General features: G+C 63.7%; 13 protein-coding genes and 1 pseudogene. 8 read left to right on the forward strand and 6 right to left on the reverse strand.

Annotated elements, in window-relative coordinates; translation table 11 throughout:
- The first annotated feature begins 259 nt into the window (after positions 1-259).
- From FJ419_RS21560 to FJ419_RS21575, 3 genes are all read left to right on the forward strand, one after another.
- On the forward strand, positions 260-922 hold the full coding sequence (locus FJ419_RS21560) for a YggS family pyridoxal phosphate-dependent enzyme (RefSeq protein ID WP_140697964.1): 663 nt from the start codon (positions 260-262) through the stop codon (positions 920-922).
- Positions 923-1,230: 308 nt separating this feature from the next.
- Positions 1,231-1,485 carry a type II toxin-antitoxin system Phd/YefM family antitoxin gene (locus tag FJ419_RS21565; RefSeq protein WP_140697967.1) on the forward strand — a complete coding sequence of 85 codons (255 nt, stop codon included), beginning with the start codon at positions 1,231-1,233 and terminating at the stop codon, positions 1,483-1,485.
- A gap of 207 nt (positions 1,486-1,692) precedes the next feature.
- Positions 1,693-2,742, forward strand: a complete 1,050-nt coding sequence (locus FJ419_RS21575) for an aldo/keto reductase (protein WP_140697970.1) — start codon at positions 1,693-1,695, stop codon at positions 2,740-2,742.
- Between the two features lie 58 nt (positions 2,743-2,800).
- Here the strand turns inward: FJ419_RS21575 and FJ419_RS21580 are convergent, their stop codons facing one another.
- Positions 2,801-3,706, reverse strand: a complete 906-nt coding sequence (locus FJ419_RS21580) for a LysR family transcriptional regulator (protein WP_140697973.1) — start codon at positions 3,704-3,706, stop codon at positions 2,801-2,803.
- Between the two features lie 123 nt (positions 3,707-3,829).
- Here FJ419_RS21580 and FJ419_RS21585 point away from each other — a divergent pair, with 123 nt between their 5' ends.
- Together FJ419_RS21585 and FJ419_RS21590 are read left to right on the forward strand one after the other, a co-directional pair.
- On the forward strand, positions 3,830-5,017 hold the full coding sequence (locus FJ419_RS21585; RefSeq protein WP_140697976.1) for an MFS transporter: 1,188 nt from the start codon (positions 3,830-3,832) through the stop codon (positions 5,015-5,017).
- A 40-nt stretch (positions 5,018-5,057) separates the two neighbouring features.
- The gene (locus tag FJ419_RS21590) at positions 5,058-6,092 is read left to right on the forward strand and encodes an aldo/keto reductase (RefSeq protein ID WP_140697979.1); all 1,035 of its coding nucleotides are present in this window, start codon (positions 5,058-5,060) and stop codon (positions 6,090-6,092) included.
- 287 nt (positions 6,093-6,379) lie between these two features.
- Here FJ419_RS21590 and FJ419_RS21595 read toward each other — a convergent pair whose 3' ends face one another.
- A complete protein-coding gene (locus tag FJ419_RS21595; protein ID WP_140697982.1) occupies positions 6,380-6,652 on the reverse strand; it encodes an usg protein in 273 nt (90 codons plus the stop codon).
- 302 nt (positions 6,653-6,954) lie between these two features.
- Between FJ419_RS21595 and acs the strand changes: the two genes are divergently transcribed.
- Both acs and FJ419_RS21605 read left to right on the forward strand, forming a co-directional pair.
- Complete coding sequence (gene acs, locus FJ419_RS21600) at positions 6,955-8,910, forward strand: acetate--CoA ligase (protein WP_140697985.1); 1,956 nt, start codon at positions 6,955-6,957, stop codon at positions 8,908-8,910.
- A complete protein-coding gene (locus FJ419_RS21605; protein WP_140697988.1) occupies positions 8,910-9,677 on the forward strand; it encodes an MOSC domain-containing protein in 768 nt (255 codons plus the stop codon). The genes acs and FJ419_RS21605 overlap by 1 nt, the downstream gene beginning before the upstream one ends.
- Before the next feature lie 12 nt (positions 9,678-9,689).
- On the opposite strand, the gene FJ419_RS21610 is transcribed toward FJ419_RS21605, so the two are convergent.
- The 3 genes and pseudogenes from FJ419_RS21610 to FJ419_RS21620 form a co-directional block, all read right to left on the reverse strand.
- Positions 9,690-10,958: a cyclopropane-fatty-acyl-phospholipid synthase family protein gene (locus tag FJ419_RS21610; RefSeq protein WP_140697991.1), complete on the reverse strand. Its 1,269-nt coding sequence runs from the start codon at positions 10,956-10,958 to the stop codon at positions 9,690-9,692.
- Between the two features lie 403 nt (positions 10,959-11,361).
- Complete coding sequence (locus tag FJ419_RS21615) at positions 11,362-12,777, reverse strand: pilus assembly protein (protein ID WP_140697994.1); 1,416 nt, start codon at positions 12,775-12,777, stop codon at positions 11,362-11,364.
- A gap of 292 nt (positions 12,778-13,069) precedes the next feature.
- Positions 13,070-13,228, reverse strand: a pseudogene (locus FJ419_RS21620) (transglutaminase family protein); the annotation flags it as partial.
- A gap of 114 nt (positions 13,229-13,342) precedes the next feature.
- On the opposite strand from FJ419_RS21620, the gene FJ419_RS21625 reads away from it, so the two are divergent.
- Positions 13,343-14,008 carry an HAD-IA family hydrolase gene (locus tag FJ419_RS21625; RefSeq protein WP_140697997.1) on the forward strand — a complete coding sequence of 222 codons (666 nt, stop codon included), beginning with the start codon at positions 13,343-13,345 and terminating at the stop codon, positions 14,006-14,008.
- Positions 14,009-14,362: 354 nt separating this feature from the next.
- On the opposite strand, the gene FJ419_RS21630 is transcribed toward FJ419_RS21625, so the two are convergent.
- A complete protein-coding gene (locus FJ419_RS21630; protein WP_140544206.1) occupies positions 14,363-14,584 on the reverse strand; it encodes a DUF1674 domain-containing protein in 222 nt (73 codons plus the stop codon).
- Between the last annotated feature and the right edge of the window lie 30 nt (positions 14,585-14,614).

Raw genomic sequence — 14,614 nt, forward strand, 5'->3', positions numbered from 1 at the left:
GCGGTGCTGGATTTAAGGCGTGTCGATATTCAGGTCAGGCCGAGCCGAAATGACGGGTTCCGAGAACCGGGGCGGGGCGTACTCAAGTACGTGAGCACCGGAAGCGCAGGAAACCGGCATTTGCAGGCCGGCATCACCTGAATACCGACACGCCTAGGCCGGCAGCCGAGACAATGTCGTCGCGGTGTTCACCATGGATTGCCGGACCCGTCAACTGCGGCGAGCCGGCCGGCCATGAAAACTATGGGCAAGATAGGGCATGACGCACGCCGTAGAGCAGCTTCACGCGGTCAGGGCGACGATCGCGAACGCCGAACGCGAGGCGAAGCGAGCGGCCGGCGCCGTCACGCTTGTGGCGGTGTCGAAGACCTTCGCGGCAGAGGACATCCGCCCCGTCATCGAGGCGGGCCAGCGCGTCTTCGGCGAGAACCGCGTGCAGGAAGCGCAAGGCAAATGGCCGGCGCTGAAGCAGGCATTTGCCGATATCGAGTTGCACCTGATCGGCCCGCTGCAATCCAACAAGGCCAAGGAAGCGGTTGCGCTTTTCGATATCATCGAAACGGTGGACCGCGAGAAGATCGCCGCCGAGCTGGCCAAGGAGATGGCAAGGCAGGGTCGCTCACCAAAACTCTATGTCCAGGTCAACACCGGATCCGAGCCGCAAAAGGCCGGCATCGAGCCGCGCGAGGCGGTCGCCTTCGTCAAACGCTGCCGCTACGTGCATGGTCTGGCCATCGAGGGCCTGATGTGCATCCCGCCGGCCGATGAGAACCCCGGCCCGCATTTCGCGCTGCTGGAAAAGCTCGCCCGCGAGGCCGGTGTCGCGAAGCTCTCGATGGGTATGTCCGGCGACTACGAGACCGCCATCGCCTTCGGCGCGACCAGCGTCCGGGTAGGGTCGGCGATCTTCGGCAACCGGTGACGCCATCACCCGCTATCGCGATCGTCATTCTAGGGCGGAGCAGGAGCGAAGCTCCGTCGCGAAGACCCTGGAATCCATTCCGTTACCTTCGCCAAGGATCGCTACGGAGCAAAATTCTGCACCGTGGCGGCGCTTCCACGTCACGGAATGGATTCTATGGTCTGCGCGCGTCGCTTCGCTCCTTGCTCCGCCATAGAATGACGAGGTTGGGCGGCGTCAGCCAATCTCCACGGACATGAACGGAAAACCTTGCACAAGACAAACGGCAACCTTTCAAAATCCCCATGTCGGGGAACTAGGAGCTGCGGATGAACTGGCATCTTCAGGACGCGAAGAACAATTTTCCAAAAGTGGTCCAGCGCGCGAGGACGGAGGGCCCCCAAACGGTGACGCTTCGCGGCGAACGGCCAGCGGTCGTGCTGTCCGCCGAGGACTACGACCGCCTGGCCGAGAAGAAAAAATCGCTCGCCGAGTATCTTCTGACCGGCCCCGGCTGGGACGATGAGTTTGATAAGGAAATCACCCGCCGCTCGGATACGATGATCCGGGACGTCGACCTCTGATGTATCTGCTCGATACGAACGTTGTTTCAGACGTACAAAGGCGACTGCCGAAACCGACCTCCTGGCCCTGGGAAGTCTGATGTTCAAGATCCGCTGATTGGCAACTTCACATCAAGTTGACCACCGCGCTCGCGTCAGCGCTTGAAACGAAACGGGCCGTTCCTATTTGCTTGGTGCACATTCACTCCTTTCTCGGGGAATCTCACCATGCGTTATAATCAGCTCGGCAACACCGGCCTGTTCGTTTCCGAACTCTGCCTCGGCACCATGACCTTCGGCGCCGCCGGCGAGAATGCCCAATGGGGCCTGATCGCCAGCCTCGACCAGAAGGGCGTCAACGAGATCGTCGGCCGCTCGATCGCCGCCGGTGTCAATTTCTTCGACACGGCGGATGTCTATTCCTTCGGCCAGTCCGAGCAGCTGCTGGGACAGTCGCTCAAGGATCTCGGCGTGAAACGTTCGGATGTTATTATCGCCACCAAGGTGCATGGCGCCATGGGCAACGGGCCCAATGAGCGCGGCTCCTCGCGCGGCCACATCATGGATTCGGTCGACGGCAGCCTCAAGCGGCTGCAGCTCGATCATATCGACCTCTACCAATTGCATGGCACCGACACGGTCACGCCGATCGACGAGACGCTGCGCGCGCTCGACGATCTCGTCGCCAGCGGCAAGGTGCGTTACGTCGGCGTCTCCAACTGGCAGGCCTGGCGCATCGCCAAGGCGTTGGGCATCGCGGAGCGCAAGGGCTTCGCCCGCTTCGAGACCATCCAGTCCTACTACTCGATCGCCGGCCGCGATCTCGAGCGCGAGATCGTGCCGCTGATCAACGAGGAAAAGCTTGGCCTGATGGTCTGGTCGCCGATGGCCGGCGGGCTGCTTTCCGGCAAATACGGCCCCGGCGCGCCCGGCAATGGCGAGGGCCGCCGCGCTTCCTTCAACTTCCCGCCGGTCAATGAGGACCGCGCCTGGGCGGCGGTTGCCGTCATGCGCGAGGTCGCCAGGAAGCACGATGTCAGCGTCGCCACCGTGGCACTGGGCTATGTGCTGGCAAAGCCTTTTGTCATGAGCGTCCTCATCGGCGCCAGCCGCATGGACCAGCTCGAGCAGAACCTCGCCGCAACCGGCTTGAAGCTCGACGCCGACGACCTCGCCAGGCTCGATGAGGTAAGCGCGCTGCCCGCCGAATATCCCGGCTGGATGCTGGAGCGGCAAGGCGCCGGCCGGCGCCCCGCGCCGTTCGTGCCGAAGGCGTAATTCCGTTCGGGCAGACAGGTCGGAGCCGCGTGCCATTGGCGCGCGGCTCTTTCCTCATTCAGAGACGAACGGTTTCCGCGAGAAAATCGAGGAAGGCTCGGACGCGGGCCGGCAGATGCTTGCCCTGGCCAGCATAGACGGCATGCGTCGGCTCCTCGTCGCCGGGATTGAACTCCTCCAGCAACGGCACGAGCAGCCCGGCGGCGATGTCGGGTTCGACATGCCAGCGCGCCAGCCGCGCTATGCCGGCTCCTGCCAGCGTCGTTCGCCGCATCGCTTCGCCGTCGGTCAGCGACATGTTTCCGACAATCGGCATGATGATCGATTTGCCCGTCGCATCGACAAACGGCCAGCCCTCTATGTGCCTGGCGAAACCGAAGGCCAGCATATTGTGGCGAACGAGGTCGGACAATGCGCGTGGCCTGCCGCGCGCTGCAAGATACGCAGGCGACGCGACCAGGACCATCCGGCTCTGGCCGAGCTTGCGCGCAACCAGGCGTGACTCGCGCAGCGGCCCGGCGCGGATGGCGACATCGGCGCGCTCTTCAAGAAGGTCGATGACACTGTCGGTCAGCACGGCTTCGACGAAAATCTCGGGATAATTTTCCAGGAAGCGCGGCAAGAGCGGCATCAGTCGGTGCTGGCCGAACGGCACATAGGAGTTGACCCTGAGCCTGCCGCGCGGCGCAGCACCCGCCGCCGCTTCGCGCTCGGCCGCGTCGAGATCGGCGAGGATGCGCAGGCCGCTGTCATGGAAGGCAGCCCCTTCCGGCGTCAGCTGCAGCTTGCGCGTCGAGCGGCTGATCAGCCGCGCGCCAAGCCGCGCCTCCAGCCGCGCGATCAGCTTGCTCACCGCCGACGGCGTCATACGCAGCGCCCGCGCCGCGGCCGAGAAGCTGCCTGTCTCGACGACGCGGACGAACACTTCTATCTCGCCGGAGCGGTTGATGTCCGGTCTCGCCATTCGTGAATCTATTTCACAGAAAATATGCCTGATGCAAGGCTGGTTCACAGCTTGGGGGATCACGATCTTGCGTGTCGGGGCGCGGGACTGAGCGTCCCTTTCCTGATCAACCGGACCGCAGCCATGCCTCTTGCTCTTTATGCCCTTACCGCCGGCGCCTTCGGCATCGGCGTCACCGAATTCGTCATCATGGGCCTGCTGCTCGATGTCAGCGCCGATCTCGGCGTCTCGATCTCGGCCGCGGGCCTGCTCATTACCGGCTATGCGCTGGGCGTCGTCGTCGGCGCGCCGCTGCTTGGCGCCTTGACCGGGCGCCTGCCGCGCAAGACCTTGCTGCTTGCCCTGATGGTGGTCTTTACCGTCGGCAACCTCGCCTGTGCGCTGGCGCCCGACTACTGGACGCTGATGGCGGCCCGTGTGCTGACCGCCTTCGCCCATGCCTCCTTCTTCGGCGTCGGCTCCGTCGTGGCCACCAGCCTTGTCGCGCCCAGCCGGAAGGCCTCGGCTATCGCGCTGATGTTCACCGGCCTTACCGTCGCCAACATCCTCGGCGTGCCCTTGGGCACCTGGCTCGGCCAGGCCTATGGCTGGCGTTCGAGCTTCCTGGCCGTCACGCTTGTCGGCGTGATCGCGTTTGCTGTGATCGCGCTGCTGGTGCCGCGCGACGAGCCCGCAACCACGAAGGAAGAGGAGACCTCCGAAGGCACGCTCGCCGTGCTCGGCCGCCGGCCGGTGCTGCTCGGCCTTTTGACCACTGTGCTGAGCTGGGTCGGCGTCTTTGCCGCCTTCACCTATCTGGCGCCCATCCTCACCCGCGTCACCGGCTTTTCCGAGGCAGCCGTGTCGCCGATCCTGCTGGTCTTCGGCGGTGGCCTGGTGGCGGGCAATCTGCTTGGCGGGCGCCTCGCCGACCGCCATCTGGTGCCGACGGTCATCGGTACGCTAGTCGCGCTGTCGGCGATGTTGTTCGTCATGGCCGCTGCGATCCACCAGCCCATCGCGGCGATCGTCGCCGTCGGTCTGCTCGGTGCCGCCGCCTTCGCCACCGTCGCGCCGCTGCAGATGTGGGTGCTGGAGAAGGCCGAGGGCGCCGGCCAGGGCCTGGCATCCTCCTTCAACATCGCCGCTTTCAATCTCGGCAACGCCATCGGCGCCTGGCTTGGCGGCTTCGTCATCGATCACGGTCCCGGCCTCGGCGCCGTCCCTCTCGTTGCCGGCCTCGTGCCGCTCGCCGCGCTCGGCGTGGTGCTCATGGCGCTGCGTCTCGAACGCGGCCGGGCGATCGGCAAGCCGGTCACGGCGCAGTGTTGATCGGTTGAACTCCGCCTTCGACGTCCCAAGGAGAAAAATCATGGAATATAGATCTCTCGGCGCCTCCGGCCTGAAAGTGCCCGCCCTTTCCTTTGGCGCCGGCACTTTCGGTGGCTCCGGCCCGCTGTTCGGCCACTGGGGCAACAGCGACGCGAAGGAAGCGCGCCGGCTGGTCGACATCTGCCTGGAAGCGGGCGTCAACCTCTTCGACACGGCCGATGTCTATTCGAACGGCGCTTCGGAGGAGGTGCTGGGCGAGGCCATCAAGGGCCGCCGCGACGCAGTGCTGATCTCGACCAAGACCGCGCTGCCGATGGGCGATGGCCCGGCCGACTGGGGCTCGTCCCGCTCGCGCCTGATCCGCTCCGTCGACGCGGCGCTGAAGCGCCTCGGCACCGATTATATCGACTTGCTTCAGCTCCACGCCTTCGACGCCTCGACGCCGATCGAGGAGGTGCTGTCGACGCTGGATCATCTCGTGCGCTCCGGCAAGCTGCGCTATGTCGGCATCTCCAACTTCTCCGGCTGGCAGGTGATGAAGTCGCTCGGCCTGGCGGAAAAGCACGGCTACCCGCGCTATGTCGCGCATCAGGTCTATTACTCGCTGGTCGGGCGCGACTATGAGTGGGAGCTGATGCCGCTCGGCCTCGACCAGGGCGTCGGCGCATTGGTTTGGAGCCCGCTCGGCTGGGGCCGGCTCACCGGCAAGATCCGCCGCGGCCAACCTTTGCCGGAAGGGAGCCGGCTGCACGGCACCGCCGATTTCGGCCCGCCGGTCGAGGACGAGCATCTCTTCAAGGTGGTCGATGCGTTGGAGGCGGTCGCCGCCGAGACCGGCAAGACCGTGCCGCAAATCGCCATCAACTGGCTGTTGCGGCGGCCGACCGTGGCATCGGTGATCATCGGCGCGCGCAACGAGGAGCAGCTCCGCCAGAATCTCGGCGCCGTCGGTTGGGCGTTGACGCCGACGCAGATCAGGGCGCTCGATGAAGCAAGCGCGGTGACGGCGCCTTACCCCTACTTCCCCTATCGGCGGCAAGAGGGCTTTGCCCGGCTGAACCCGCCGGCGGTGTAACTAAGTCGCGGCAGTCCATATCCAGGGCGATCGTGGATTTATGCGATTAGCCACACCCCCTGCGAGCTTCGTCATCCACGGGCGGAGCAGCCGCGAAGCGGCGTCGCAACACCCGAGGATTCATTCCGTTACCTCGACCCTAGAGCGCAGCGGAGCAGAATTCCGGATCGTTGCAACGCGTCGAAGTCACGAAATGGATCCTCGGGTCTGCGCCGCGTCGCTTCGCTTCTTGCTTCGGCCGTGGATGACGAAACGAGGGGCGTTTCCGCCAAACACTCTGCGCCGCCTCAGTGCACCAGGAACTCCCCATCCACCTTCCGCCACTCGTTCGGCGCGATGAGCTTCTGATGCGTGTAGGTGACCGAATGCAGCGGTCCGTCGAGCTTGGTCTTCCAGAACTCGATGAAGCGGATCAGCACCGGGAATTCCGGAGCTAGGTCATAGTCCTGCCAGACATAGCTTTGCAGCAGGTGCGGGTGATCGGGGTAATGATAAAGGATCTTAGCCGTAGTCAGCCCGTATCCCCTGAGCATCAGATCCATTTCGGAATTGTCGCGCATTGCGTTTCCTTGGTTGATTCTCCTTCCTCCCAACGCTGAATTGTGCCCACGGTTGCTTAACTGTCTATGGATTTCTTCGCGGCTCTTCAAAATTTTTGTCGTTAAAACAGTTGGTTAGCAGCCGCGAAGCGAGAGTGCTAATGGCTGGTCCAATTGCCCCTGCGTCATCCCGCCACGCGAATCCAACGTCTAATGTTGCCGTCACCGCGGAACTGTTAATAATGCCCGCGAATTCGCGGCCGCTTCGCCGCGATGCCGCCGGCGGCGCAAGCCGGTGGATGGTTTGGGAGGAAAGCAAAGAAATGTCCGATGTGCATGTCCACCGCGTCCAGCCGGCGTGGAAGAAGAACGCGTTGATCGACAACGACACCTATCTCAAATGGTATGCCGACAGCGTGACAAATCCGGATAAGTTCTGGGGCAAGCACGGCAAGCGCATCGATTGGTTCAAGCCTTTCACCAAGGTCAAGAACACTTCCTTCGACGGCAAGGTCTCGATCAAGTGGTACGAGGACGGCCAGACCAATGTCTCCTACAATTGCATCGACCGGCATTTGAAGAAGCGCGGCGACCAGACCGCCATCATCTGGGAGGGTGACAATCCTTACGACGACCGCAAGATCAGCTATAACGAGCTCTATGCCCATGTCTGCCGCTTCGCCAACGTGCTGAAGAAGCACGGCGTCAAGAAGGGCGACCGCGTCACCATCTACATGCCGATGATCCCGGAAGCGGCCTATGCCATGCTCGCCTGCACGCGTATCGGCGCGATCCACTCGGTCGTGTTCGGCGGCTTCTCGCCCGATGCGCTGGCCGGCCGTATCGACGACTGCAAATCGACCATCGTGATCACCGCTGACGAGGGCCTGCGCGGCGGCAAGCCGATCCCGCTCAAGGACAATACCGACAAGGCGATTGACGTCGCCGCCAAGGCCGGCACCAAGGTCGAGAAGGTCGTGGTGGTGCGCCGCACCGGCGGCAAGACTGGCTGGGTACCGGGACGCGATGTCTGGTACCACGAGGAGGCGCAGACCGTTAAGGCCGACTGCAAGCCGGAAAAGATGAAGGCGGAAGACCCGCTTTTCATCCTCTACACCTCCGGCTCGACCGGCAAGCCGAAGGGCGTGCTGCACACCACCGCCGGCTATCTCGTCTATGTCTCGATGACGCACCAATATGTCTTCGACTACCATGATGGCGACATCTACTGGTGCACGGCCGATGTCGGCTGGGTCACCGGCCACAGCTACATCGTCTACGGGCCTTTGGCCAACGGCGCCACGACGCTGATGTTCGAGGGCGTGCCGAACTATCCCTCGCAGTCGCGCTTCTGGGAAGTGATCGACAAGCACAAGGTCAACATCTTCTACACCGCGCCGACGGCACTGCGCGCGCTGATGGGCGCCGGCGATTCTCATGTGAAGAAAACCTCGCGCAAGTCGCTGCGTGTGCTGGGCACGGTCGGCGAGCCGATCAATCCGGAGGCCTGGGAGTGGTATTACAACGTCGTCGGCAACGCCAAGGTGCCGATCGTCGACACCTGGTGGCAGACCGAGACCGGCGGCATCATGATCACGCCGCTGCCCGGCGCCACCGACCTCAAGGCGGGTTCCGCCACGCGCCCCTTCTTCGGAGTCCAGCCGCAGCTGGTCGACGGCGAAGGCAAGGTGCTGGACGGCGCCACCGACGGCAATCTCTGCGTCGCCGATTCCTGGCCCGGCCAGATGCGCACCGTCTATGGCGACCACGACCGTTTCGTGCAGACCTATTTCTCGACCTACAAGGGCAAATACTTCACCGGCGACGGCTGCCGGCGCGACGCCGACGGCTATTACTGGATCACCGGCCGCGTCGACGACGTCATCAACGTTTCCGGCCACCGCATGGGCACGGCCGAGGTGGAATCGGCGCTGGTCAGCCACGACAAGGTGTCGGAAGCAGCCGTCGTCGGCTACCCGCACGATATCAAGGGCCAAGGCATCTACTGCTATGTCACGCTGATGGCCGGCACCCAATCGAGCGAGGAATTGCGCAAGGAGCTGGTCGCGCATGTCCGCAAGGAGATCGGCGCCATCGCCACGCCCGACAAGATCCAGTTCGCGCCGGGCCTGCCGAAGACCCGTTCGGGCAAGATCATGCGCCGCATCCTGCGCAAGATCGCCGAGGACGATTTCGGCGCGCTCGGCGACACCTCGACGCTGGCCGATCCGGCCGTGGTCGACGATCTCGTCGCCAATCGGCAGAACAAGAAGGGCTGATGACCGGCGAGGCAATCCTCGGCACCGTCAGCCAGCTCTGGCGCTATCCGGCGAGTTCGCTCGCCGGCGAACGGCTCGACGCCATCTCGGTCGGGCTGAAGAGCGTCGACGGCGACCGGCTGTTCGGACTGGTCGATGCTTCCGACGGCGAGATCGCCAGACCCGACCGCGAGGCCAAATGGCACAAGGTGCCGCTGATCCGCACCAGGCTGAGCGAGGCCCCGGTGAACAAGGAATGGCGGCTCGAAGTGGCGGTGCCCGGCGGCGAATGGCTGCCGGCGCCGGATCCTGAAAGCGATCGCACGGTATCGGCCTTTCTCGGCTTCGACGCTGCGATTCGGCCGTTCGGCGCGCAGAACGTCGCGCCCGGCTACGCCGGCCCGCTGACCGAGGCCCGCTATGCCAAGGCGCCGATCCATCTGCTCACCACCGCCTCGCTGGCCAGGCTGAAGGCGTTGCATCCCGAAGGCACGCCCGATCCGCGCCGCTTCCGGCCCAACATCGTCGTCGAGATGGACCCGGTCGAAGGCGCCTTTCCGGAAACGGAATGGATCGGCAGGAAACTCGAGGTCGGCGATCTCAAGCTCACCGTCGCGGAACCCTGCCGCCGCTGCGGCTTCACCATCATCGCCCAGGACGGCTTCGACACCGACCCCGGTATCCTGCGCAATTTGGTGCGCCATAACGCTCACAATCTCGGCGTCTACTGCGTGGTCGACCGGCCCGCACGGATCGAGATCGGCGCGCCGATGCGCTTGATGGGCTGAAGCGGGTCGGGCCTACCGGTACAAATCCGCCCGTATCGGCGGCAGGCCGCTCGGGCCGCGGGCGCGCCTGGTGGCGACGGTCTGGAAAATCTGCGCCGAGGCGCGCTCGAAGGTGATCGAGCAGCCCGTCAGATAGAGCAGCCACAGCCGCGCCTTGGGCTCGCCGACCTCGGCGACCGCCTCGTCGAAGCGTGCACTGAGGCGCTCCGCCCACAGGCGGCAGGTTTGCGCATAATGCTCGCGCAGGTTTTCCACGTCATAGACGAGGAAGCCGTGCGCCTCGAGATTGCCGAGAGTCATGCCGATCGTGTCGAGCTCGCCGCCGGGAAAGATGTATTTGATCAGGGCCTTGTATTCCGGCCCCTTGCGCAGGGTCTTCTTCAGGTCGCCCTTGCTGCGCCGGGTGATGGCGTGATGCAGATAGATGCCGCCGGGTTTCAGCAGGCGGTGGACAGTCGAGAAATAGGCAGCGTGGTTGGCGATCCCCAAATGCTCGAACATGCCGATCGACGAGATCTTGTCGAAGCTGCCGGAGAGCTCGGCATAGGACTTTATCTCGATGGTGACACGGTCCTGCAGCCCCTCGGCGCGAATGCGCTCGCGGGCAAGCTCGGTCTGGGCCTGCGACAGCGAGACGCCGTGGCCGACGACGCCGTAATGCTTCGCCGCATGGATCAGCATCGCGCCCCAGCCGCAGCCGATGTCGAGCAATTTTTCGCCCGGCTTCAGCCTGAGCTTGCGGCAGATATGGTCGAGCTTGTCGATCTGCGCCTGGTCGATGCCGTTGGCGAAATCCCTGAAATAGCCGCAGCTATAGACCATGCGCTCGTCGAGGAAGAGCCGATAGAAGGCGTTCGAAATGTCGTAATGGTGCTGGATCGCTTCCTTGTTCGACCCGCTGACATAAGGGTTGCGGCCGGAAAGATCGCTGCGCGCCGTCATTTGTTTGCGCGAGAAAAGCACCGCCGGCAGGTCGCGCAAAATCGCCAGCTTCGGCAGCGATCTGAGCTTCGTCTTGAGCTTGCCTTGCGAAGGCAAGGCATAGAAATCGAACAGCGTGCCTTCCTCGATGTCGACGGTCTTGGAGATCCACATCTCGACCAGCGTCGAGAAGCGCGGCCTGCGAAGCAATTGCCAGACGATATCCTGGTCGTTGATGGTGAGCACAGGACCGCCGGCGGGACCGATGCGCTCGCCGGTCCAGAGCTTGACCGCGAAACCCGGTTTCAGCGTCTCGACGACCGTTCGTGCGATCCGCGCGGCTTTGTCGGCGGCGTCCATTCTCACCTCCCGATGCGTCGAATGCGGGCCCCTCCCGGGCGCCACTGTCATCCAACTGGCCTGCGTAGCGCAATCCCGATCTGTTGCCCAAAAACACCGCGGGCAGGGATTTCCCGCCAGCCATTCCGTTGCGGCACCTTGCCATTTGCCGCGACGCACCCCATCATCTGTGTGTGTTCAACGAACTGAAAGGAGGTGATCCGATGTCGAGTGATTTCGTTTTCCATAACGTGAGCTCAGCGGATTGCACTTTCGGGAAGCAGTCTTCCCGTTAAGGCGCGAGACGCGCGGCAGGTAGCCCGATGGGGTTGCCGCCGGAAGCCGCGTCATGGACGGAAACACGGAAGGCCGCCGGCTTCGTCAAGAAGCGGCGGCCTTTTCCTTTTGCGGTCGGCGCTGCAGGTCAGCGGCTGATTGTGAGCTTTTCGATATTGCGGCTGATTTCGCCGAAGGCCTGTTTCAGTTCGGCGCCGTTGGCGGCCTCATAATAATGCTTGAGCGACGAGGTGTCGTCAGTCGCGCAGTCCTTCAACAGCGACTTGGCCTGATCGCGTTCGGTCGCGGACATAGCCGGGTCGTTGAGATCGAAGCCGATGGTGAATATCTCGATGCCGTCGCGTTTCATGTTATCGCAGATGTTTTCGGCATTGACGCGCGACTTTTGACCTTGATCCTGCGACCGCGACGCGCCGCGTCCGCCGGCAAAGGCGGTGTTGAACTGGCCGTCCGTCATCAAAATGGCGATCTTGGCCACCCTGTTCCGATCGAAGTTGGCGGGGCCGGCACCCAGGCGGGCGCTTGAGATTGCCGTGCGCCAGGATGGCGAGAGCATGTAGTAGCCCCATTGCGCGGCAATGCCACCTGCGGTCACGCCCCCAGCCTGAAAATGATCGATCGCCGTCAGCAGCTTGTCCTCATCGGCAGTCAGCGGAACCAGCGCAGCCGTAGGGCAAAGCCTCATGCGGTAGTCGCGGTTGACTTTGGCCAGATAGATCTTGCCCTGGTTGTCCCGGCGTTGCGTGTAGGGCCCGTCCGATGAATAATCGGCATAGCCATCCTTGTCCTTGCGCTCGGTTGCGCAATTGTCGGACACGGTGGCGGAAACCGACACCGCGGCATCGATCGGCGGCGGCACTTTCGGCCCCGCCTCGGTCTCGACGAAGACGGTGTCGGTCAGGCCGCCGGTGTTGACGGCTTCGGCGTAGGGTATGATCGATACGCGAATCCGGGGATCGTTGGAATCCCGGTTCTGATCCAGGAGATCCTTGACCGTCTGCGATGCAGCCGTCTGCAGGTCGCCGATCTTGTCGGTCCTGGTGCGCCAGTCGGGCCTCATCGAACCGGTGACGTCGAGCATCATCGCCACCTCGACGGTCTTGTCCGAATAGAGCGCCGTGGTCGAGGCAGTCACGCGGCGCATATTGCTGGTGCTGAACAGCGGAAAAAAGAGGCCGACATCGACATGCGCATCCGCCTGTACGGTATTGGCCGTCCTGTTGACCGTGAGCTTGTCAAGCACGATCTGGTTGGCCTGCAGGATGCCGGCCGTGCTGTTGGCGTCGAGAAACGCCTGCACCGTTTTGTCGGCATCGGTTTCCGCGATGACACCGAGGGTGAGATCGCGGGCCGTCGAGGTTACGGCGGCATCGACGACGCCCTGCAGGCTCGACCTCGCATTGTAGAGTTGCGAGATATTGACCGCGAATCCCACCCCCAGCGCGAGGACCGATGCGGCAGCTCCGAACAGAACCGCGAAATTGCCTTCGCGATTGCGGGCAAAGCCGTCCACCCCACGAACGACACCTCTGAACTGCCGCATCCCTTCCGCCTCCACTGTCCTCGGCACCGTGCCGCTCGGCAGAGGCGTTGCAGGATTTCGGCCATACGCGGCCGACGGCCGCCGTAAGGCAATTAACAAGAGGTTAATCCGTTGTTTTTGCTGGCTTTCGGCAAATCTGAAGGTGAACCGGAAGTAAACGAAAATGCGCTGGCAGACAGACGTTCATGAAGCCCTTACCATGATGCCGGCGGCTGTCGCGGTCGTTCCCGCTTCGGCACAAACGGCCTGTGCCGAAGCGGACCAGCGATTGCAGTGAGACAGGCAGCGGCCCCTAGCCCAGCATCTGTGCGCTGGCGGTGCGATCGACGCCGTGATGCGGGGGATTGAAGCGGTTGCCTTCCTGCTCGTAGGTCCAGACCTTGAACAGGGTGAGCCGGTGCGGGCCGAAACTGTGCAGGAGCGGCACGTCGGTGGCGTCGCGGCCGCGCGCGACTTCCATCCAGGCCGAGAAGTCCATCGGCGCCGTCTTCTCAGGCGGTGCCGGTCGGTCTAAACTGGGCTCTGCGTTTCGCCCCTCCCCGAAAACGATTCTCCAGGACATCCGATGTTTGCAGGCTCGAAATTCGCCGCCTTCCTATTCGACATGGACGGCACGGTGCTCAACTCGATCGCCGCGGCGGAACGGGTGTGGGCAAAATGGGCGGAGCGTCACGGCCTCGACGTGGCGAGCTTCCTGCCGACGATCCACGGCAAGCGCGCGATTGAGACGATCGCGGAACTGAGGCTGCCGGGGGTAGACGCCGTCGCGGAAGCCGATGCGCTGCTCAAGGCCGAGGCGGAGGACCTCGAAGGCATCGTGCCGATTCCCGGCGCGGTCGCATTCCTGGAATCGCTGCCGCCGGAGCGCTGGGCCATCGTCACCTCGGCGCCGCGCGAGCTGGCGCTGCTGCGCATCGAGGCGGCCGGCATTCCGGTTCCCGCCATGATGATCACAGCGGAAGATGTCACCCACGGCAAGCCGGCGCCGGACTGCTTCCTTTTGGCGGCAAAGCGTCTCGGCGTTGAGGCGCGCGACTGCCTGGTCTTCGAGGATGCGCCGGCGGGCATCGCGGCAGGCGAGGCCTCCGGCGCATCGGTGGTGGTGATCAGCGCCACGCATGTCCACCCGCTGGTCACGCCGCACCCGACAATCCGTTCCTATGACGAAATCGGCATTGCGGTCGACGATACCGGTTTCATCGCGTTGTCGCCGACACGGGCTGCGGCCTAGTCCCCAGTACAGGGACCTTGACGGATGCAGGCTATCGGCAGGCGATTGGCCGAACGCCCATCGCGATCGTCATTCTATGGCGGAGCAAGGAGCGAAGCGACGCGCGCAGACCATAGAATCCATTCCGTGACGTCGAGGCGTTGCCACGGTGCAGCATTCTGCTCTGCTGCGTTCCTCGGCCAAGGTCACGGAATGGATCCTCGGGTCTGCGCTCCGCTTCGCGTCGCTCCGCCCGTGGATGACGACGTCACGGAGGCTTCGGCCAATCGCCAAGGTGTGGCTGATTCCGCGCATGCAATCTGCGTGACCACTATCCAACCGGTCACGATTTCTGCCCTCGGGAACCGGTTCTCGTCAGAAATCGGTGGCGAGCCCCTTTACCTCCCAGTCGCCGTAGCGGCCGGGCTCCTTGCCGCCGCGACCGCCGATTTCCTTCGGCAACTGCGCTTCCGCCGCTCGATACTTTTGACGACGGGCTTCAGCCTCTGCTAACGCCCGCTGCGCTCCGGGCGTCAGCGTCTTTTGCTGCGCGTCGGTCGCCGCAATCGGTCCGGTTTTGCGTGGTTCTTCGGTCATGCGATACTCCCGCCGATTGAAACGACGACC

It is taken from the genome of Mesorhizobium sp. B2-6-2 (genome assembly GCF_006440615.1).
Taxonomy (GTDB): domain Bacteria; phylum Pseudomonadota; class Alphaproteobacteria; order Rhizobiales; family Rhizobiaceae; genus Mesorhizobium.